The 22,086-nt window shown below is 42.4% G+C and carries 15 protein-coding genes, 2 tRNA genes and 3 rRNA genes; 2 read left to right on the top strand and 18 right to left on the bottom strand.

Annotated features, from left to right (window positions below; genetic code table 11):
• Positions 1 to 13: 13 nt before the first annotated feature.
• From yihA to A6B41_RS02070, 8 genes are all read right to left on the bottom strand, one after another.
• On the bottom strand, positions 14 to 625 hold the full coding sequence (yihA, locus tag A6B41_RS02105; protein ID WP_027075001.1) for a ribosome biogenesis GTP-binding protein YihA/YsxC: 612 nt from the start codon (positions 623 to 625) through the stop codon (positions 14 to 16).
• 1 nt (position 626) lies between these two features.
• Positions 627 to 1,043 (bottom strand): DUF805 domain-containing protein, encoded by a 417-nt coding sequence (locus tag A6B41_RS02100; protein ID WP_027075000.1) that lies wholly within the window; start codon positions 1,041 to 1,043, stop codon positions 627 to 629.
• 3 nt (positions 1,044 to 1,046) lie between these two features.
• Positions 1,047 to 1,877, bottom strand: a complete 831-nt coding sequence (locus A6B41_RS02095) for a ZIP family metal transporter (RefSeq protein WP_176673419.1) — start codon at positions 1,875 to 1,877, stop codon at positions 1,047 to 1,049.
• A gap of 179 nt (positions 1,878 to 2,056) precedes the next feature.
• A 5S ribosomal RNA gene (gene rrf / locus A6B41_RS02090) occupies positions 2,057 to 2,172 on the bottom strand.
• A 181-nt stretch (positions 2,173 to 2,353) separates the two neighbouring features.
• A 23S ribosomal RNA gene (locus tag A6B41_RS02085) occupies positions 2,354 to 5,255 on the bottom strand.
• A gap of 254 nt (positions 5,256 to 5,509) precedes the next feature.
• A tRNA-Ala gene (locus tag A6B41_RS02080) sits at positions 5,510 to 5,585 on the bottom strand.
• Between the two features lie 57 nt (positions 5,586 to 5,642).
• Positions 5,643 to 5,719, bottom strand: a tRNA-Ile gene (locus A6B41_RS02075).
• A gap of 114 nt (positions 5,720 to 5,833) precedes the next feature.
• Positions 5,834 to 7,373, bottom strand: a 16S ribosomal RNA gene (locus A6B41_RS02070).
• The 16S, 23S and 5S rRNA genes sit together here with 2 tRNA genes alongside, the layout of an rRNA operon.
• Before the next feature lie 531 nt (positions 7,374 to 7,904).
• Between A6B41_RS02070 and tal the strand changes: the two genes are divergently transcribed.
• Positions 7,905 to 8,852 (top strand): transaldolase, encoded by a 948-nt coding sequence (tal, locus tag A6B41_RS02065; protein ID WP_027073772.1) that lies wholly within the window; start codon positions 7,905 to 7,907, stop codon positions 8,850 to 8,852.
• A 71-nt stretch (positions 8,853 to 8,923) separates the two neighbouring features.
• Here the strand turns inward: tal and A6B41_RS02060 are convergent, their stop codons facing one another.
• From A6B41_RS02060 to rlmKL, 9 genes are all read right to left on the bottom strand, one after another.
• Positions 8,924 to 9,241, bottom strand: a complete 318-nt coding sequence (locus A6B41_RS02060) for a DUF2322 family protein (protein ID WP_027073773.1) — start codon at positions 9,239 to 9,241, stop codon at positions 8,924 to 8,926.
• Positions 9,242 to 9,306: 65 nt separating this feature from the next.
• Positions 9,307 to 11,445 carry a TonB-dependent siderophore receptor gene (locus A6B41_RS02055; RefSeq protein ID WP_027073774.1) on the bottom strand — a complete coding sequence of 713 codons (2,139 nt, stop codon included), beginning with the start codon at positions 11,443 to 11,445 and terminating at the stop codon, positions 9,307 to 9,309.
• 112 nt (positions 11,446 to 11,557) lie between these two features.
• A complete protein-coding gene (gene fhuB, locus A6B41_RS02050; RefSeq protein WP_050436769.1) occupies positions 11,558 to 13,495 on the bottom strand; it encodes a Fe(3+)-hydroxamate ABC transporter permease FhuB in 1,938 nt (645 codons plus the stop codon).
• 29 nt (positions 13,496 to 13,524) lie between these two features.
• Positions 13,525 to 14,418: an iron-siderophore ABC transporter substrate-binding protein gene (locus A6B41_RS02045; protein WP_032847247.1), complete on the bottom strand. Its 894-nt coding sequence runs from the start codon at positions 14,416 to 14,418 to the stop codon at positions 13,525 to 13,527.
• Positions 14,418 to 15,182, bottom strand: coding sequence for an ABC transporter ATP-binding protein (locus A6B41_RS02040; RefSeq protein ID WP_027073777.1), 765 nt, complete (start codon positions 15,180 to 15,182; stop codon positions 14,418 to 14,420). The genes A6B41_RS02045 and A6B41_RS02040 overlap by 1 nt, the downstream gene beginning before the upstream one ends.
• A 132-nt stretch (positions 15,183 to 15,314) precedes the next feature.
• Positions 15,315 to 16,460 (bottom strand): N-acetylglucosamine-6-phosphate deacetylase, encoded by a 1,146-nt coding sequence (gene nagA, locus A6B41_RS02035; RefSeq protein ID WP_027073778.1) that lies wholly within the window; start codon positions 16,458 to 16,460, stop codon positions 15,315 to 15,317.
• A 77-nt stretch (positions 16,461 to 16,537) separates the two neighbouring features.
• Positions 16,538 to 17,332 carry a glucosamine-6-phosphate deaminase gene (gene nagB, locus A6B41_RS02030; RefSeq protein ID WP_027073779.1) on the bottom strand — a complete coding sequence of 265 codons (795 nt, stop codon included), beginning with the start codon at positions 17,330 to 17,332 and terminating at the stop codon, positions 16,538 to 16,540.
• Positions 17,333 to 17,500: 168 nt separating this feature from the next.
• A complete protein-coding gene (gene trmL, locus A6B41_RS02025; RefSeq protein ID WP_027073780.1) occupies positions 17,501 to 17,980 on the bottom strand; it encodes a tRNA (uridine(34)/cytosine(34)/5-carboxymethylaminomethyluridine(34)-2'-O)-methyltransferase TrmL in 480 nt (159 codons plus the stop codon).
• A 15-nt stretch (positions 17,981 to 17,995) separates the two neighbouring features.
• On the bottom strand, positions 17,996 to 20,191 hold the full coding sequence (gene rlmKL / locus A6B41_RS02020; protein ID WP_027073781.1) for a bifunctional 23S rRNA (guanine(2069)-N(7))-methyltransferase RlmK/23S rRNA (guanine(2445)-N(2))-methyltransferase RlmL: 2,196 nt from the start codon (positions 20,189 to 20,191) through the stop codon (positions 17,996 to 17,998).
• Positions 20,192 to 20,388: 197 nt separating this feature from the next.
• Between rlmKL and narL the strand changes: the two genes are divergently transcribed.
• A complete protein-coding gene (gene narL, locus A6B41_RS02015) occupies positions 20,389 to 21,018 on the top strand; it encodes a two-component system response regulator NarL (RefSeq protein ID WP_027073782.1) in 630 nt (209 codons plus the stop codon).
• A 37-nt stretch (positions 21,019 to 21,055) separates the two neighbouring features.
• Here narL and A6B41_RS02010 read toward each other — a convergent pair whose 3' ends face one another.
• Positions 21,056 to 22,063 (bottom strand): substrate-binding domain-containing protein, encoded by a 1,008-nt coding sequence (locus A6B41_RS02010; protein ID WP_027073783.1) that lies wholly within the window; start codon positions 22,061 to 22,063, stop codon positions 21,056 to 21,058.
• Between the last annotated feature and the right edge of the window lie 23 nt (positions 22,064 to 22,086).

The raw sequence follows: 22,086 nt of genomic DNA, 5'->3' as shown, positions 1-22,086 counted from the left end.
CGCTATTTCTCCCTTATTCTGTTATAAAATTTTCTGCAAACCAACTATCTAGTTTGGCCGAAAGCTTATCAATACCGATTTTATTCAGTGCGGAATAGGCTTCCACTTGAATATCACCTTGGAAAGGTAAAATTGCTTCTCTTACCATTTTAACTTGTTTTGATCTTGCCGATTGACTTAACTTATCCGCTTTTGTTAAAAGCAACAACACTGGAAGTTCGGCTGATACAGCCCATTCTATCATCTGTTGATCCAGATCTTTTAACGGATGACGAATATCCATTAAAATCACCACACCACGTAGACATTCACGTTTTTGCAGATATTCTCCCAATGCTTTTTGCCATTGTATTTTCATCTGTTCAGGCACGGCTGCATAGCCATAACCCGGTAAATCAACCAACTTACAATTAGGCTCAACTTCAAATAAGTTAATTAATTGGGTGCGCCCAGGAGTTTTAGACGTTCGAGCCAAACTTTTTTGGCTAGTTAGGGCATTTAAAGCTGTTGATTTTCCCGCATTAGAACGCCCAGCAAAAGCAATCTCAACGCCTGTATCTTCCGGTAAATGGCGAATATCAGGTGCTGATGTTAAAAAGTGGGTTTTATGATAATTTAATTTCATTTTATTCTCTTAATTTAAAGGATAGGCCTCTCTCGCCATATTGATTTGGGTTAGGATCACCTGCAAATACTCCCCATTCTAAAAATAATATCATGCCAATAAAAGCAGGCATAACATTTCCTAATAGCATTTTCATCAGACCTTGTGAATAATCGGAAGCTATGTAACAAATAATAGGAACAAACACCATCAGTAAAGCCTTACCTGAGCGATTTCTATCATGCAAACGCTTAATAATTAACGCAGATAAACTAAAACAAGCAATCCAAAGCGGTAAAAAGCTAAAAAATAGTTGAGAAATAGGGTTAATCCAAAGCACAGAAATAAACAAAAAAATAAAGTTAATTATAAACCCTATCCAAAAACCCTGTCGGTTTAATCGACCACTAAAGCCAAAAAGTGCATCATACCAAATCATATTTTATCCTAGTGAAACATCCAATACCATCATTACAACAAAACCTAACATCAAGCTTAAGGTTGCAATATCTGTATTATTATGCGTTTGTGATTCAGGAATTAACTCCTCTACTACCACAAAAATCATTGCTCCTGCAGCAAAAGCTAAAGCATACGGCAAAATCGCAGTCATAGAGAGCACAAAAACTGCACCAATAACTGCAGCAATTGGTTCAACCACAGCTGACATTGCGCCATACCAAAATACTTTATTGCGACTATTGCCTTCCGCCCTAATTGGCAAAGCAAGAGAAGAACCTTCCGGAATATTCTGTAAACCAATACCGATTGCCAAGCCTATCGCTCCCATTACAGAAGCATCAATACCAGGTACTTGTGTCGCTAAAGCACCAAAAGTAACCCCAATAGCTAATCCTTCAGGAATATTATGAATTGTAATCGCTAAAAAAAGTAAGGCTGACTTTGATAAGCCTTTCTTAAGTTGATAAGCTCCCTCTGCTTCTTCAATTGGTTTACTTAAATGTAAATGCGGAACAATATAATCAATAGCTCGAATAAAAGCCCCTCCAGTAAGAAAGCCAATAGCTGCAGGCAACCATGCTAATGAACCATAATCCGCTTTTGCATACTCAAGTGAAGGAGCTAATAATGACCAGAATGAGGCTGCAACCATAACTCCGGCAGCAAAGCCCATCATACTATCTAATAATTTACGATTAACCGATTTAAAAAAATAGACAAAGGATGAGCCTAAAATTGTACATCCCCAAGTAAATAAACCTGCAATAAATGCCTGCCAAATTGGAGATAATGAGAGGAAATAATCAAACAAAGTAAAAATACCTACCTAAAATATCATTCCACTCAGTTTAACAAAATTTAATCCGCTTTTATACTTAGATTTCTTTCAGCTTCTTAAATAGCTCTCTACCCATCCCCCAAAACAAAAACCCCAAGCCTATCGCTAAGCTTGGGGTCGATTTTACTTATTTGCCTCTCGGCTGAATAATGCCCTGATGTTGCCCTACTCTCACATGCGGAATCCACACACTACCATCGGCGTCACTGCGTTTCACTTCTGAGTTCGGTATGGATTCAGGTGGCACCACAGCACTATCGACATCAGGAAAATCTTCGATGATTCAGACTTTCTTCGTCTTTACTTTTGTCTTTCTAAATTGTTTTGTTTGTTCTTTACTTTCTTCGGCTTTTGCCTTTAATTCGAAACAAGCTGTTTATTCTGAGTTGATTTGTTTAGTTTCTTTTGTTTAGTTTCTTCGCTTTCTGTCAAAAACACTTGAGCGTTGTATAGTTAAGCCTCTCGGGCAATTAGTATAGGTTAGCTCAACGGCTCACACCGCTTACACACCCTACCTATCTACGTCTTAGTCTTAAACAACCCTTACCAACTTATAGTCGGGGAGAACTCATCTCAAGGCAAGTTTCGTGCTTAGATGCTTTCAGCACTTATCTCTTCCGCACTTAGCTACCCGGCAATGCGTCTGGCGACACAACCGGAACACCAGGGGTGCGTCCACTCCGGTCCTCTCGTACTAGGAGCAGCCCCTCTCAATTCTCCAACGCCCACGGCAGATAGGGACCGAACTGTCTCACGACGTTCTAAACCCAGCTCGCGTACCACTTTAAATGGCGAACAGCCATACCCTTGGGACCTACTTCAGCCCCAGGATGTGATGAGCCGACATCGAGGTGCCAAACACCGCCGTCGATATGAACTCTTGGGCGGTATCAGCCTGTTATCCCCGGAGTACCTTTTATCCGTTGAGCGATGGCCCTTCCATTCAGAACCACCGGATCACTATGACCTGCTTTCGCACCTGCTCGACTTGTCTGTCTCGCAGTTAAGCTTGCTTATACCATTGCACTAACCTCACGATGTCCGACCGTGATTAGCAAACCTTCGTGCTCCTCCGTTACTCTTTGGGAGGAGACCGCCCCAGTCAAACTACCCACCAGACACTGTCCGAACACCCGATTAGGGCGCCTCGTTAGAACATCAAACGTTAAAGGGTGGTATTTCAAGGACGCCTCCACACAAACTAGCGTTCATGCTTCAAAGGCTCCCACCTATCCTACACATCAAAATTCAATGTTCAGTGTCAAGCTATAGTAAAGGTTCACGGGGTCTTTCCGTCTAGCCGCGGGTACACCGCATCTTCACGGCGATTTCAATTTCACTGAGTCTCGGGTGGAGACAGCCTGGCCATCATTATGCCATTCGTGCAGGTCGGAACTTACCCGACAAGGAATTTCGCTACCTTAGGACCGTTATAGTTACGGCCGCCGTTTACTGGGGCTTCGATCAGGAGCTTCTCTTTCGATAACACCATCAATTAACCTTCCAGCACCGGGCAGGCATCACACCCTATACGTCCACTTTCGTGTTTGCAGAGTGCTGTGTTTTTAATAAACAGTTGCAGCCAGCTGGTATCTTCGACCGGTTCAACCTTCGTGTGCAAGACACTACAATCTACGCCGGCGCACCTTCTCCCGAAGTTACGGTGCTATTTTGCCTAGTTCCTTCACCCGAGTTCTCTCAAGCGCCTGAGTATTCTCTACCTGACCACCTGTGTCGGTTTATAGTACGGTTTAGTGTAACCTGAAGCTTAGTGGCTTTTCCTGGAAGCGTGGTATCGGTTACTTCAGCTCCGTAGAGCCTCGTCATCACTTCTCGGCGTTAAAGAAGACCGGATTTGCCTAGTCTTCACACCTACCGGCTTAAACAGGGATTTCCAACACCCTGATAACCTAACCTTCTCCGTCCCCACATCGCAATTACACCAAGTACGGGAATATTAACCCGTTTCCCATCGACTACGCTTTTCAGCCTCGCCTTAGGGGCCGACTCACCCTGCCCCGATTAACGTTGGACAGGAACCCTTGGTCTTCCGGCGAACGAGTTTTTCACTCGTTTTATCGTTACTTATGTCAGCATTCGCACTTCTGATACGTCCAGCAAACCTCTCGATTCACCTTCTTCCGCTTACAGAACGCTCCCCTACCCAACAGTCTTTCGACTGATGCCGCAGCTTCGGTGCTATATTTTAGCCCCGTTACATCTTCCGCGCAGGCCGACTCGACTAGTGAGCTATTACGCTTTCTTTAAATGATGGCTGCTTCTAAGCCAACATCCTAGCTGTCTAAGCCTTCCCACTTCGTTTCCCACTTAATATAGACTTTGGGACCTTAGCTGGCGGTCTGGGTTGTTTCCCTCTCCACGATGGACGTTAGCACCCACCGTGTGTCTCCTGAGTATCACTCTTCGGTATTCGCAGTTTGCATCGGGTTGGTAATCCGGGATGGACCCCTAGCCGAAACAGTGCTCTACCCCCGAAGGTGTCCGCTCAAGGCTCTACCTAAATAGATTTCGGGGAGAACCAGCTATCTCCCGGTTTGATTGGCCTTTCACCCCCAGCCACAAGTCATCCGCTAATTTTTCAACATTAGTCGGTTCGGTCCTCCAATTAGTGTTACCCAATCTTCAACCTGCCCATGGCTAGATCACCGGGTTTCGGGTCTATACCTTGCAACTCAAACGCCCAGTTAAGACTCGGTTTCCCTTCGGCTCCCCTATTCGGTTAACCTCGCTACAAAATATAAGTCGCTGACCCATTATACAAAAGGTACGCAGTCACAAACTTACGCTTGCTCCCACTGCTTGTACGTACACGGTTTCAGGTTCTATTTCACTCCCCTCACCGGGGTTCTTTTCGCCTTTCCTTCACAGTACTGGTTCACTATCGGTCAATCAGGAGTATTTAGCCTTGGAGGATGGTCCCCCCTTCTTCAAACAGGATTTCTCGTGTCCCGCCCTACTTATCGTCAGCTTAGTACCACAATGTCATTTTCGAGTACGGGACTATCACCCTCTATGATTTGGCTTCCCAGCCAATTCCTCTAACAACTCTGCTATCACTGACAGGCTCCTTCGCGTTCGCTCGCCGCTACTAACGAAATCTCGGTTGATTTCTTTTCCTCGGGGTACTTAGATGTTTCAGTTCTCCCGGTTTGCTTCACACAGCTATGTATTCACTGGGTGATAGTAGATTCTTCATCTACTGGGTTTCCCCATTCGGATATCTTGGATTAAACGCTTCTTATCAACTCATCCAAGCTTTTCGCAGATTAGCACGTCCTTCTTCGCCTCTGATTGCCAAGGCATCCACCGTGTACGCTTAGTCACTTAACTATACAACCTCAAATGTTTTCATTTAAACAAATCAAATGAATTGATTTGAAGCGATATTATTCAACTAAACACTTGAGTGCTTTTGTTCACTCAAGATTTTTTAACTACTCAGACTTTCTTTCGAAAATCTCTCAGTTTTTCAGCTTGTTTCTCAATTTTTAAAGAACATAAGACAATGGCTTTCGCCTATCATCATACCTAAAATTGCAAATTCCTCGGTATTTTTAACCGCTTGCAACCTTAGGTATGATGATTGGTGGAGATAAGCGGGATCGAACCGCTGACCTCCTGCGTGCAAGGCAGGCGCTCTCCCAGCTGAGCTATATCCCCAATTTCATCTTCCGTTTTCTTCACTCATAGTCGCTTCGCTTTCGCTTGCCTTCTGAGTGGTGGGTCTGAGTGGACTTGAACCACCGACCTCACCCTTATCAGGGGTGCGCTCTAACCACCTGAGCTACAGACCCAACGGATGACCTTCGGTTTTGTCTTCTAATTTCATCTATCAAACAATCTGTGTGAACACTTGCTGTCGCTCTAGCTCCACCTCGCTCTCGCTTAGCTTCACCCTTGATTTTTGGTAAGGAGGTGATCCAACCGCAGGTTCCCCTACGGTTACCTTGTTACGACTTCACCCCAGTCATGAATCATACCGTGGTAAACGCCCTCCTTTCGGTTAAGCTATCTACTTCTGGTACAACCCACTCCCATGGTGTGACGGGCGGTGTGTACAAGGCCCGGGAACGTATTCACCGCAACATTCTGATTTGCGATTACTAGCGATTCCGACTTCATGGAGTCGAGTTGCAGACTCCAATCCGGACTTAGACGTACTTTCTGAGATTCGCTCACCATCGCTGGGTCGCCGCCCTCTGTATACGCCATTGTAGCACGTGTGTAGCCCTACTCGTAAGGGCCATGATGACTTGACGTCATCCCCACCTTCCTCCGGTTTATCACCGGCAGTCTCCTTTGAGTTCCCGACCGAATCGCTGGCAACAAAGGATAAGGGTTGCGCTCGTTGCGGGACTTAACCCAACATTTCACAACACGAGCTGACGACAGCCATGCAGCACCTGTCTCAGAGCTCCCGAAGGCACACTCGCATCTCTGCAAGCTTCTCTGGATGTCAAGAGTAGGTAAGGTTCTTCGCGTTGCATCGAATTAAACCACATGCTCCACCGCTTGTGCGGGCCCCCGTCAATTCATTTGAGTTTTAACCTTGCGGCCGTACTCCCCAGGCGGTCGATTTATCACGTTAGCTACGGGCACCAAGCTCAAAGCCCAATCCCCAAATCGACAGCGTTTACGGCGTGGACTACCAGGGTATCTAATCCTGTTTGCTCCCCACGCTTTCGCACATGAGCGTCAGTACATTCCCAAGGGGCTGCCTTCGCCTTCGGTATTCCTCCACATCTCTACGCATTTCACCGCTACACGTGGAATTCTACCCCTCCCTAAAGTACTCTAGACTCCCAGTCTGAAATGCAATTCCCAGGTTAAGCCCGGGGATTTCACACCTCACTTAAAAGTCCGCCTGCGTGCCCTTTACGCCCAGTTATTCCGATTAACGCTCGCACCCCCCGTATTACCGCGGCTGCTGGCACGGAGTTAGCCGGTGCTTCTTCTGTAGTTAACGTCAATTGATTGTTCTATTAAAACAATCACCTTCCTCGCTACCGAAAGAACTTTACAACCCGAAGGCCTTCTTCATTCACGCGGCATGGCTGCATCAGGGTTCCCCCCATTGTGCAATATTCCCCACTGCTGCCTCCCGTAGGAGTCTGGACCGTGTCTCAGTTCCAGTGTGGCTGGTCATCCTCTCAGACCAGCTAGAGATCGTGGGCTTGGTGAGCCTTTACCTCACCAACTACCTAATCCCACTTGGGCTCATCTTATGGCAGGTGGCCAATAGGTCCCACCCTTTAGTCCACAGACATTACGCGGTATTAGCTACCGTTTCCAGTAGTTATCCCCCTCCATAAGCCAGATTCCCAAGCATTACTCACCCGTCCGCCACTCGTCAGCATTAGTACAAGTACTAATCTGTTACCGTTCGACTTGCATGTGTTAAGCCTGCCGCCAGCGTTCAATCTGAGCCATGATCAAACTCTTCAATTCAAAAAGTTTAATCGCTCAATATGTACTGACATAAAAATCACACTTTAATAAGTCAACTTATAAGTAAACTTAAAAAAGTTTAAATGAATTTCTAGTTAAGCACCTATTAAGACTTCAAAATTAAAAAATATTTCTAAAATCAAGTCAATCAACAAGTGCCCACACAGATTGTCTGATAAATTTTTAAAGAACAAAATAAAACGACGCACTGCAATCTAAACAAACCGTTCACAACAGCGCGTCGTTGTGTGGTGCGTATTATAGGGAAAAATAAAATGAACGCAAGCAAAAATTGTAAAAAAATTGAAAAATATTACCGCTTGGTGATCTTTTCAACAAAACGGCGATCTAATTAGCAAAATATTTTCATTTATTCATCAGTTAGAAGTATAAAGAAAAACTTCTATCTGGATTTATTGAGTTATTTTATAAAAATGTGATCTATATCACAAAATTATTTACTCTTTTGAAGTAGTTACTGCTATTATTCGAAAATTCAATTTAGTTATTAACTTCAGATAAGGAATGAACATGAGTCAATTAGATGAATTACGTAAAGTTACTGTTGTTGTTGCAGATACAGGCGATATTGAGGCAATGAAGCTTTATAAACCGGAAGATGCAACGACTAATCCTTCTTTAATTCTTAGTGCATCAGCACTACCGCAATACGCTCCATTAATTGAGGATGCAGTAGCCTACGCAAAAGCACAAAGTGGTGATAAAGCACAGCAATTAGTTGATGCAGAAGATAAATTAGCAGTAAACATTGGTTTAGAAATTTTAAAACTGGTACCTGGACGTATTTCTACCGAAGTTGATGCTCGTTTTTCTTACGATACTGAGAAAACGATCGCTAAAGCACGTAAATTGATCGCTTTATATAATGCAGCGGGCATTAGCAATGATCGCATCCTAATTAAGATTGCCTCAACATGGCAAGGTATCCGTGCTGCGGAAGTATTAGAAAAAGAAGGGATTAACTGTAACCTAACATTGTTATTCTCTCAAGCTCAAGCTCGTGCTTGTGCGGAAGCAGGCGTTTATTTAATTTCCCCATTTGTAGGACGTATTTTAGACTGGTACAAAGCTAATGAAGGTAAAGAATACGCGCCAGCAGAAGATCCTGGGGTAATTTCTGTGACTAATATTTATAACTACTACAAACAACATGGTTATAAAACCATTGTAATGGGTGCAAGTTTCCGTAATGTAGGTGAGATTGTTGAATTAGCCGGTTGTGACCGTTTAACTATTGCTCCGCCATTATTAAAAGCATTACAAGAAAGCAATGAAACTTTCGTGCGTAAATTAGAATATAAAGGTGAAGTGAAAGCTCGCCCAGAGCCGATGACTGAAGCAGAATTCTATTGGGAGCACAATCAAGATCCAATGGCTGTTGAAAAATTAGCGGAAGGTATCCGCAAATTTGCAATTGACCAAGAAAAATTAGAAGCAATGCTTTCTGAAAAACTCTAATTTTTTCAAGATATTAAATACAAAACCCACTTTATAAACAAACTAAAGTGGGTTTTGTTTAGGCACTAAAATTATTTAGCTACAGGTTCTAAGGTTAAAGTAAGATCTTCCTCAATCACTTTAAACAGCAAATCAATATTCGGGTGCTTTCCAAGGTTATTTTTCGCATCTTCTACATGTTCAGCAAACCATTCTATGCCTTGTTTAGCTGCACAAGCGGTTAATTTTCCTTCAAATTTTGCAAATAATGCATTGTAAAGTTTAAGAGAACCTAATTTCCCTTCAATCGCCGGAATGTTGTGAATCACTTCACCTTTCTCGTTAATTACGTTTAAACCTGCAAGATGGTCGATAGCCGGAAAAGTAGCTAAATAGTCTTTAAATTGCATTGAATACTCCCTAGTAAAAATAAAGGCAGACACAAAGCCTGCCTTAATATTATACGATTTTGTAGTTAGAATTTGTAGCTTAAAGAACCACTAATTTTACGTTCTGCACCATAGTAACAGTAGTAATCACATCCTGCTACATAACGGCGATTACCCACGTTATCTACATTCACTTGAGCAATCCAGTTCGGCGTGATTGCATAACGAGCCATTAAATCAACTACAGTTGCTGATGGAACTCTTGCATGTGAATAATTGCTGTATAGTGATTTTGTCGCAACACTGTGTCCAATATAACGGATACCTGCTCCAAGCTTTAATCCATTTAACATGCCATTATTGAATGTATAAGAAGTTTTTGCTGATAATACATTGGTTGGAATATATTGGTTACGATATTTTGTACCTATTGCTAATCCTGTATTATAAGTATGATCTGTTGCCACCTTAGTTTCAGATTTAGTATAAGTATAAGCAAGTGTTGCATTCCAATTCTCAGTTAAGTTAGCATCTAACTGAACTTCTACGCCTTTACGGTAAATAGGATCACCACTTGATACTGTTACTCCACCATCTTTAGATTGTAATGCTCCTGTATCTTTCGCTCGGAAACCTGCTACAGAAATAGTGCCATCTAGCCAAGTTGGAACATATTTAACCCCTAATTCATATTGGCGAGTAATCTGTGGATCATATAATTTATTTACACCGCTCACACCTAAAGGCATATTGAATGATTCACTATAGCTAAAGTATGGATTGAAGCCTAGCGGTGCTTCATAGATAAAGGAACCTGAATAAGAGGTTACATTATATTTTGCATCTTCCGATAAATTAGCTTCTGATACATTGGAACGATCGTGGCGAATACCTAAACCTAAAATATATTTATCAGCTAAGCGAGCATTATTTTGTAGATAGAAACCTAATTGACGACCTTTAAGTATATAGTGGTTAGTATCAAATTTCGTATCTTGAGCCTGTCCCCACCCTATTTGTGGATTGTAAATATTCGTTGGCGAAGTCGCATAAGCATTACCATAGAGAGAAGCAGTTGAGCCGTATATCCATCCATCAGGTGAATACATTGTATCCACTCGATTATGACGATAATCCACGCCAACTACCAACGTATTTTTCAGCCAATCATTGCTATAATCCCAACTTAGATGATTATCTAGTGTGTGCGAAATCGCTTTACCGTTATTATATACAACTCCACGCTCTACATTACCATTCGCATCAACAGAACTGAAAGGATAAGAACCTCGATGGAAGTTCTGAGCGTGTTGATATCTATAGCTCGAATTTAAACGTAAGCCATTATCAAAGTTATGACTTAGCTCATATCCTATACTATATTGACGGTTAGTTTCTGTGTCATTTACTGGGTCACCTAAATTTGTTGAGCGATCAATATAGCCATTTGCCGTAGGCACTAACGTTCCGTAGGCTGGATAAAAATTACTACTTGGCGTGCCGTGATCTCGTTGATAGCTTGTTAATAATGTAAAACGGGTTTTATCACTGATATCCCATTCAATCGTTGGAGCGACATATAATGTTTGGTTATCTGTTAAATACCAATCTCCATCACGCCCTAAATAGCTTGCAACTAAACGATAGCGTAAGCTTTCATCATTTAAAATTTTACCTGTATAGTCTGCTGCAAAACCGTATTGATTATGGCTACCAAAAGTTGTTTTAAATTCACCCTGTCCAATTTTTTCACGGTGTGCTCGTTTAGTGACATAGTTAATTAAGCCACCACCATTAGCGGCACCAAAGGTCATTGAATCAGCCCCTTTTGTGATTTCAACAGCTTCTAAACCAAAACTATCTACATAAGGTGTAAAGAAACCATAGCTAAATGTTGGTAAGCCATTCACTGCTTGTGAAACTTCAGCACCACGCACACGGAACCAGTTTGTATTGGTATCATTACCAAATACTTGGTTTGCAAAGCCTGATTGATATTTTGCAATCTCATCAACTTTATCTACTTTCTGATCATCTAATTGCTCACGCGTCACTGCCACCGCAGACTTAGCTTGATGAAAAGGAACTTCGCCCATTTTATACATTGAGCCGGCAACCACTGAAACTTCATCTAGTTGGGCAACCTGTTCATTTGCAATAGCATTTTGTGCTATCGCAATCAGGACTGATTGCGAAATCGCTGTGTAGATAAATGTTTTTTTCATTTCAACTTCCTTAGGTTTATATTAATTGATATTAATTGAGTAAAAAACTGCGGCATTATAATGACGAATCCCACTTAAGTAAATGAAAAACAATCTCATTTACTTGCAATATTTATACTTTTCTGACCATGAATAAGAAATAAGTACCGCCAATCAAAGTGGCAACCAAGCCTGCCGGAATCTCATAAGGGAAAAGGATTTGTCTACCCAGCCAATCCGCCAATACCATAATCAATCCACCCAAAACGGAAGACATTAATATCTGTGCCCGTGCTTTCCTGATACCTAACAACCTTGCTATCTGCGGAACTAATAATCCGATAAAACTTAAAGGTCCTATTATCAAAGTAGCAAATGCAGTTAATAACGCACTAAATAAAATTAAAATCCAGCGGGCGTGATTAAGGTTTAAACCCAGTGCCTGTGCCATTGGGGCTTGTAGTGCCAACAATTCCAGCCAACGACAGAGCAACAAACTGATACCGAGCAAGGCAATACTGACCAATAAAAATGGCAAGGCAAATTCCGTACTTGCGTTTTGGGTAGAGCCAGATGTCCAAGCGATTAATTGATTAGCTCTTAAATCTCCACTTGCAATCACAATCCGTTGAAGGGTATCGAATAAAGCGGAAAGACTAATTCCGGTAAGCAGCACTTTTTCGGGCAGCATCCCACTTTTTTGGTTAATCATCACTAACAATAATAAAGTGAAAAATGCCCCTAATACGCCCGCAATCCAAAAATATTCCGTTTGTTGGGCAGAGAGCAAAAATAAAACAACCAAAACCCCCATTGAAGTACCAGCCGACACACCAAGCAATTCAGGGCTTGCCATTGGATTAAAGGTTAAACGCTGTAAAACTACGCCGGCAATTGCAAGCAAGATACCGGCAGCTAATGCCACCATCACACGTGGATAGCGAATCTCCAGCAAGCCTCTACCCCATACGTTACTTAACTCCAGTATTTCCATTCCCCCCTCGCCTTTGCCAATAAAGAGAGCTATAAAAATAGAAACTACAAACCCGCCTATCACCAAGCCAATAACAAGCGGTGAAATTTTACGTAAATTTTGCAAATATTGCTCTTGCACTCGCCCTGTGTGGGGTAAGGCTCTAAACATTAACCAGAGTAATAATGGCGTACCTAACAACGCAGTGACTGCCCCTGTGGGCAAGCTAATACCTTTGAAATAGGCTAACAATTGTAGGCACAAGTCAGTAACGGAAAGTAACAATGCACCAAGCATAAAAGCTACGATTAACTGCTCCTTCAAAGTTCTAACCCCAAACTGACGAACTATCGTGGCCGCTGCTAAGCCGACAAAACCTATCATTCCTACCGCCGCTACCACCGAGGCAATTAAAAAAGCAGCAACAAATACTCCCATTACACGTAATTTTCCTACCGGTACGCCGAGGCTTTGAGCATTGTTGTCGTTTAAAGATAAAATGGTTAAAGGACGGATCAGCATTGCAATAATCAGCAAGGCAGGGATGGATTGAGCCATTAGCCATAGGCTGTCCCGCCAACTCTCTTGCACTAATGAGCCGGCTCCCCATTGTGCTAATCCTCGAGCTTCTTCAGGATAAAACAACATCATCATTGCAGAAAATGAGCCAAAATAGAGATTCACGACCAAACCGGCTAAAATCAGTAAAAGTGAAGACATTGTTTTTCGTAACGCAAGGCTTAGCACCAGAATCAAACTTAGACCTGCCCCTAATACCGCCACCACACTTGAGCCGTATTCCAACCAATGAGGAGCAAAAATTGCGGTCAGAAATAATGCAAATTGAGAACCACTGCTGATACCAAGTGTGTTATCCGAGGCAAGCGGATTTGCCAGAACTTGCTGTAATAACAGGCTGGCAAAGCCTAAAATACCCCCTACCAGCAATGCCATCAAAATACGCGGTAAGGTGTAGCTTTGCACTAACAGCAATTCTAAATTATCGGTAGGTTGGAAAAGCGAGAAAAAGCCGATTTCGCTTGGTAACTGGGCTTTCAATAACCAAGTAAATAAGACAATAAAAACGACAAACAACATCGCCAATAGCGAGCTTCCGATATGTTTATTTACCAACTTTCACCTCCATTCGCTAAGCCGTTTGCTAAAACTTCAACAAAACGCAATGCGGACGGAATACCTCCGAAGGTCCACACTTCAGGTAGAATCAGCGGATCTTTCGCCATCGCTAATTTTTGCCAAATAATATTATATTTCAAGGCAGAAACAATATTTGGCGGATAAGGTTTAACAATCACAAACCGACTATTTTGCGCCAGCTTTGCCAGTTGGGTCACTTCAATCACCTCAAAGCCCCAGTTATTTTGTGAGCCGTTCCACGCATTGTCGAACCCTAAATGAGAAAGCACAGCGCCAAATAGGCTATTTGGGGCGTAAATTCGTAAATGACGGGTGTCGATAAACTGTACCAACAGGATTGGGCGGTCTGTATAAGGCTGAACAAGCGGTCGAATTTGCTCAATTTTTTGCAAATAGCCTTGATGAAGCTGCTTGAAGGCTTGCGGCTTGCCAATTAACTCCGCTACTTTTTCAGAGGCGGTAAGAATATTCTGCCACGCATCGCCCTCACGGTAAAAATCGACAATATCAATCTGCGGAGAAAATTGAGATAACAGCGGTGTGACTGAGGCGTAAAATCCGCTGTTGATAAAGTGTAACGGCTGAGCCTCAAGGCTATGAGAAAGCATCAGTAATTGTTCGGGGTTAGGTTGTAGGCGAATGCCTAGATCCTTCACCGATTCAGGCAAGGCTGGCTCTTTCACCCATTTTTTATAACTTTCCACATCACCCACTGCGACAGGCTTTTCACCCAAAGCGATCAGGGTTTCTGCCACCGTCCAATCCAAGGTGGCAATACCTTTTTGTGACTCACCGGCAAACAGTGAATTTGCAAAAAATAGGGAAAAAATAACCGCTTGTAGTGTTTTGATTAACCGCTTCATCAATAAAAACTCACCGGTCTATCAAGTTGAGGGTGTGTGATCACATTGAGATCAATATTATAAATTTCTTTTAGTTTGGCTTGATTGACGATCTCGTGAGCATTGCCTTGAGCGAGGAGCTTTCCGCTGTGTAAAGCAATGAGATGATCACAATAACGAGAAGCGAGATTGATATCATGGATCACAATGATAATGCCCAAATTCAGCTCGTGGGCCAGTTTTTGCACAAGTTGCATTACTTCCACTTGATGCGCAATATCGAGAGCCGCAAGCGGTTCATCCAGCAATAAAAATTGGCTTTGCTGAGCCAGCAACATCGCAAGCCAAATGCGGGAGCGTTCACCACCAGAAAGGGTATCTACAAGCTGATCAGCAAATTTTTCAGTGTGGGTAAGCGATAAAGCTCGTTCAATCGCAGCATTATCCTCTTTGGTATTACGCCCGAATAAACCGTTCCACGCATATCGACCCATTGCAATCAGCTCACGAGCAGTTAAGTTGGTCGCTTGCGGTAAATGCTGCGGTAAATAAGCAACCTGTTTGGCAAATTCTCGGCTTGTCCACTGACTAATCTCTTGGCAATTAAAGCTAATCTTGCCCGAAGAATAGGAGATTTGCTTTGCCAATAATTTAATCAATGTTGATTTTCCCGAGCCGTTATGTCCGATTAAGCCATAAACCTTGCCTTGCTCAAAAGTGAGCGAAATCGGGTGCAGCAAACGCTTATTGGGAATATCAAAAGTGGCATTTTCAACGCTAAACACGTTTTTTCCTTAAACGATAAAATAAACTGCAACATTCTAGTTAAAAACCATTAGCATTTAAATCCTTTTTTGCATAGCACCTAAACAAAAGGCTACACCTTGTGTAGCCTCCCGATTATTCTGTTTTTTAAATTACAAATGCCAACGAAGTTGTCCGTTAACAGCAGTAGCTTTTACATTAAATTGGTTATCAAAAACGGCTAAGTTAGCAATTTTGCCGGAAACCAGTGAGCCTAGAGTATCATCAACACCAATCGCTTTGGCTGGATAAAGCGTACTCATACGAATCGCCTCATTCAGACTGATGTCACAATGCAGCACCACGTTGCGGATAGATTCGATCATCGTGATCGCCGCACCACCTAAAGAGCCAAATTCATCATAACATTTACCGTCTTTAACAGCCACTTTCTTGCCGACAAAGATGAATGAGTCAATATCGCTACCGGCAGCGGCAACAGCATCGCTAACAATCACTAATTTATCGCCCTTAGCTTTTTTCGCAATGCGGATATTGCCCCATTCTACGTGTAAGCCATCGCAGATAATGCCTGTGTAAATATCACTATCCAGCACAGCCCCTACAACACCGCCTTCACGCCCGTTGCTCACCGGCGACATAGCATTATGCAAGTGTGTTGCAAAAGCCGCTCCTTCAGCAATTCGCTGTTTGGTTTGGGCGAAAGTTGCGTTGGAATGGCCGATCGAAACAATAATACCGGCATCGTTAAAACGTTTGATATGATCAGCTGTAGGGTTTTCGGCAGCAATGGTCACTTTGGTGATCACATCACCATTGGCACATAAGAAATCTAACATTTCCGGGCTGATTTCACGGATAAATTCCGGGCGATGAACACCTTTTTTTTCCACACTTAAATAAGGTCCTTCAAAATGAAGCCCTAGTGCTTGGTTTTTATGTTTGGCAAGATATTCACGCATCACCATAACCGCTTGTTTCATTCCCTCATCAGGCGAGGTAATAAAAGTCGGCAAATAGCTGGTAGTACCTGAACGCAAGTTAGTTTCTTGCATAATTTCAAGCGTACGCGTAGTGATCTCCTCGTTAAACATCACACCGCCACAACCATTGAGCTGCAAATCAATAAAACCTGCTGATAAATTTGCCCCTTTCAAATCCACTTTTTCAAGGGTTGGCGACAAATTTTCTTCCGGTACAATAGCGTCGATTTTATCGTCTTTCACCACTAATGCGTGCTGATACAACACGTCTTCGCCAGTGTAAATCACACAATTTGTTAAGGCATAATGGTTCATATTTTGTTCCTTTAGATTATAGCAAGCGGTCGTTTTTACAAATTTTTTTGCAAAAATAACCGCTTGTAATAAAGCACCTAACGCGCTACATTTTTCTCTAACTCTTTGAAATATTTCACTGTTTTTACTTTCAGCTCTTGAGTTGCCGGCTCATCACATACCACAATACCACGACGGTGTAGCTGTAAGCAACTGATTGTCCAAAGATGATTTACAGCACCTTCTACACAAGCTTGTAGCGCGAGAGCCTTATTATGGCCTGTAACTAAAATCATCACTTCTTCTGCATCTAATAAGGTGCCAACACCAACAGTTAACGCAAATTTCGGCACTTGGCTGACATCGTTATCAAAGAAACGAGAGTTCGCAATACGGGTATCTTCTGTTAAGGTTTTAATGCGGGTACGAGAAGAGAGCGAAGAGGCAGGCTCATTAAACGCAATATGCCCATCAACACCTACTCCGCCCATAAAGAGATGGATTTTACCGTAAGAGCGGATTTTCTCTTCGTAACGAGCGCATTCCGCGTCCACATCTTCTGCCATACCGTTTAGAATATTAATATTTTCAAGTGGCACATCAACGTGGTCGAAGAAATGCTTGAACATAAAACTGTGGTAGCTTTCAGGATGTTCCTTAGGTAAGCCAACATATTCATCCATATTAAAAGTCACCACATTTTTAAAACTGACTTCACCTGCTTGATAGAGTTTAATTAATTCTTTATAGGTTTTTTCAGGGGTTCCACCAGTTGGTAAGCCGAGTACAAAAGGTTTCTCTTTAGTCGGTTTGAAGGCATTAATACGATCTACAATATAACGAGCAGCCCAAACACTTACATCACGATCAGTCTCTAACGGAATTAAACGCATAACAGCTCCTTAAAAAATTCATTTTGAGAAAAAACACTTCATTTTTTCTTATTCTAATGAAATATAACTTCAAATTCTATTTTTTATGCTGTTTTTGTGATCTGGATCACAGAAAATTTAAGCGGTCTAATTTTCGTAAAATATTGCAAAAATCAAACCGCTTGTTATTTAAATAGACTGTGCTGATACCGCATTTGGGTAACCAAACTGTCGCCATGCTTCATATACCACCACAGCAACAGAATTGGATAAATTCATACTACGGCTGTCTTGGCACATCGGGATGCGGATTTTTTGCGACATCGGCATTTCTGCTAACAAGGGCTTAGGAATGCCTCGGCTTTCCGGTCCAAACATTAAAAAATCCCCCAGTTCATATTTCACATCACTGTGATTTTGCTCACCTCGCGTGGTTAAAGCAAACAAGCGTTTCGGTTTTGCTCGCTCTAAAAAATCCTCAAAATTTTTATATTTTTGAATATTGACAAATTCGTGATAATCCAAGCCTGAACGGCGGAGTTTTTTATCATCCCAAGCAAAGCCAAACGGCTCAATCATATGCAAACGGAAACCACAGTTGGCACACAGACGGATAATATTACCGCTGTTTTGTGGAATTTCCGGTTCGTATAAAACAATATCTAACATTTTAAATTTTTTGCCTTATAAATGTTTCACAATCCAACAATTATGAATCTGCGGATTACGTTCAAAATCAAGCGGGAGGGTTTTGTGAGAAATATTTTCCGCTTGCAAGCCTAAAGCTGCCAAGCCGTCAAAATCCATTTTAAAACCGCGTTTATTATTGGAAAAAACGATGGTGCCATCTGCAGTTAAAATGCGTTTAAGCTGTTTCATTAGCTCAATATGATCCCGCTGAACATCCCAACTGTTTTCCATTCGTTTTGAGTTCGAGAATGTCGGTGGATCGACAAAAATCAACTCAAAACGCTCGCGACATTCCGCCAACCATTGTAAACAATCCGCTTGGAATAAACGGTTGTTTCGTAGCGATAGCTTGTTCAACTCCAAATTCTGTTCCGCCCAATTCAAATAAGTGTTGGACATATCCACCGTGGTGGTCGATTTCGCCCCATTCAATGCCGCGTGGACGGTTGCCGAGCCTGTATAAGCAAAGAGGTTGAGAAACGTTTTGCCTTTCGCCATTTCGCCCACCATTTTGCGGGTTAAGCGGTGGTCTAAGAATAAACCGGTATCCAAATAATCAGTTAAATTCACCCAAAGCTTCGCCCCGTATTCGTTTACGTAGAAGTAATCACCTTTATTTGCTAACTTCTCGTATTGGTTCGTGCCTTTTTGCTTTTGGCGAACTTTTAGCACTAATTTATTCGTTTCCACGCCAGTTACATAAAGCGTGGCGGAAACCGCATCCAGCAAACGTTGACGGGCTTTTTGCTCATCAATGCTTTTTGGTGCTTGGTATTCTTGCACCACAATATGATCGCCATATCTGTCTACCGCCAAGTTATATTCCGGCAAGTCCGCATCGTATAAGCGGTAGGCATCAATGCCCTGCTGCTTCGCCCATTTTTCCATTTTTTTGATATTTTTCGCTAGGCGATTGGCGAAGTCTGGAGCAACTTGAGCGTTTTGCTCAAATTGTAAATTTTCAGATAAATCTGACCGCTTGTTATTTTCGCTAATCAAATAATTTTTTTGCACACAATCTAACGGGCCGTTTTTGGCTTTAAATTGTCGTGCCGAACGTAAACGCAAGCAGTTTAGCAACTCCGGCTCCCCACTAAAAATCGAGGCATTCCAGCCGGCAAATTGCTGTTTTAAGCGTTGCCCGAACACCGAATAAAGAGCGATTAACGCCGGCGTAGTACCTAAACGCTCACCGTATGGAGGGTTACAAATTACCGTGCCGATTTGTTCGGGAATCGGATTTTTCAATGCAGCGACATCGCCTTGCTGCCATTGGATTAAATGATCCACTCCGACATTTTTGGCGTTTTGTTTGGCTTTGGCAAGAACGCGATGGTCGAGATCAAAACCGAAGAAAAGCGGTTGTATTTTACTCGATACGCTCTCTCCTTCGGAGCCATTGGCAAAGCCAACGTTCAAACACAAGTGTTTGTCATCATTTTTTTGCGAAAATGCTTCCTCTAAAACTTCACGCCACAGTTCCACATCATGCCCTTTCCAAGCATTAAATCCCCAATATTTACGGTGAAGTTGCGGGGCAATATTCGCCGCCATTTGGGCTGCTTCAATTAAAAGTGTACCGGAGCCACACATCGGATCCACCAATGGTGTGCCTTTTTGCCAGCCGGAACGTAAAATAATCGCCGCGGCTAAGGTTTCACGCAGCGGAGCTTTACCGGTGTCTTCGCGGTAGCCACGGATATGCAAAGCATCACCGCTCAGATCTAGCGAAACCACCAAATTTTCACGATCTAAATAGACGTGAATCCGCACATCAGGATTATCTTTATCTACTGTTGGACGGACAAAACCTTTACGCACAAAATAATCCACAATACCATCTTTTACCCGCATTGCGCCAAATTGGGTGTTGCGAATTTCTCGGTTCGTACCGTTGAAATCAATGTAGAAAGTATCGCGTGGATCAAATAATTCCTCCCAATTAAAGGCAATAATCGAGGCGTATAAATCGCTGTCGCTGAAAATTTTGGTGCTGATTAAAGGCAATAAAATACGGGATGCCAAACGGCTGTGTAATAACGCTTGATATACCCCTTTTTGGCTTGTAGTAAAATGCACGCCGCCTTGGGAGACTTTGCATTCTGCCCCGCAGATCTGCTCAAGTTCGGTTTTAAGTATTTCTTCAAAACCTCGAGCGGCGGTGGCGAAATAAGTAGTTTGATTTATCATTATCTTTTGCTCATATAAAATTTTGCCTCATTATAGCCCAACAAGCGGTCTTTTTCTTGCAAAGATTTGCAATTTCTTTTGTTATAAAAATTAGCCCAGATCAAAAAACAACCATTTATTAAAAAGCACAACTTGCTATTTTTAGGCAATGATAGCAAAATTAATCGCTTAACAGAGGAAGAAGAAAGGAGAAATGAATGGCTGCTCCAACTAGCATTTTATTGATTGACGACCACCCTCTAATGCGTCAGGGCATGCGTCAATTATTGGAATTAGATTATCAATTTACCGTAGTCGGTGAAGCTAGCAACGGCACAGATGGAATTGAACTGGCTCTACGACTTGAGCCGGATGTCATTATTTTAGATTTAAATATGAAAGGCATTTCAGGTCTGGACACATTACGTTCACTACGAGCTAAAGGCGTAGATGCCCGTATTATTGTGCTTACTGTTTCAGATGAACAGTCTGATATTTTTGCCTTAATGGATGCCGGCGTGGATGGCTATTTATTAAAAGATACCGATACTCCGGAGTTGCTGGATAATATCCGCAGAGCCGCCAGCGGGGAAATGGTATTAAGCGAAACGGTTCGCCAACATTTGCTAAACCGCCAGCCGGAAAACGATCCGCTCAGCAGTTTAACCGATCGTGAACTTGACGTGTTGCAATGGATCGCAACCGGAATGTCAAACAAACAAATCGCCGCCCAACTTTTCATTTCTGAAGAAACAGTAAAAGTGCATATTCGCAACTTACTGCGTAAGCTGAATGTTCACTCTCGGGTCGCAGCAACAGTGCTTTATTTAGAACAGCAAAAAGGCTAATCAACAAACTTGGAAATGCTGAATAACTTAACATTATTCAGCATTTTTTGTTTATGTGTCGGATAGAGTTTCGTAGCACCAATTCAGGCTCTAACATAATGGTTTGAAATTCTGTCGATTCTGAACGGATGCGTTTGAGCAAAGTTTCAACTGCAAGCTTACCTAATTCAGACTTAGGTTGGCTAATAGTCGAAAGCGGTGGTGAAAGATATTTTGCCAGCTCAATATCATCATAGCCGATAATGGAAATATCATGCGGAATACTCAGCCCTGCTTGCCAAATGGCTTGGTAAGCTCCCACGGCAATGGTGTCGCTTGAAGCAAATACTGCTGTCGGGTGTTCTTCTTGAGCGAGTAAACTATTCATTCCTAAAATCCCACCTTCAAAATCAAAGTGGCTTTCCACAATCCAATGTGGATTAATGGTAATATTCGCCTCAGTTAAGGCTTGCTTGTAGCCCTCTAAACGGTTCTGAGCAAGAGATTTGGTTAAATTTCCGGTAATAATGCCGATTTTCTGATGTCCTGCATCAATCAATGCTTTTGTTGCAAGATAACCACCAAATGCGGAATTTTCAAAAATTTTATCTGCATTTAGCTCGGTAAACCACCAGTCCACCACCACAAGTGGTAAGGGAATATTCAAATTACTGGAAGCACTAAATCTTGCATCACCACACATTAAGAGTAAGCCATCGACTTTCCGCTGAATTAACATCTGTAAATGATGTTGCAAACGCTCAGAATCACCATTAGTGGTAGCAATAATCAAATTGTAATGATGTTGTTGGCAGTAAAGCTCAACGCCAGCCATGACTTCCGCAAAAAACGGGTTGCTGGTTGCGGTGACCAACATTCCGATGGTTTTGGTTTCATTGACTTTTAAACTTCTCGCCAATGCAGAGGGCGTGTAGTTAAGCTCTTTGACCACACGCAGAACTTTCTCGCGAATTTCCTCACTCACAAAACGACTGTTATTGATAACATGGGAAACCGTTGAAGTGGACACTCTAGCCAAGCGAGCAATGTCTTTCATTGTTGCCATTTGCAAAATTCCTTAGAAAAACG

This window comes from Mannheimia granulomatis, from assembly GCF_013377255.1.
Lineage (GTDB): Bacteria > Pseudomonadota > Gammaproteobacteria > Enterobacterales > Pasteurellaceae > Mannheimia > Mannheimia granulomatis.
Note: the sequence above shows the minus strand (reverse complement) of the source record. Positions and strands in the feature narration are given on the sequence as shown.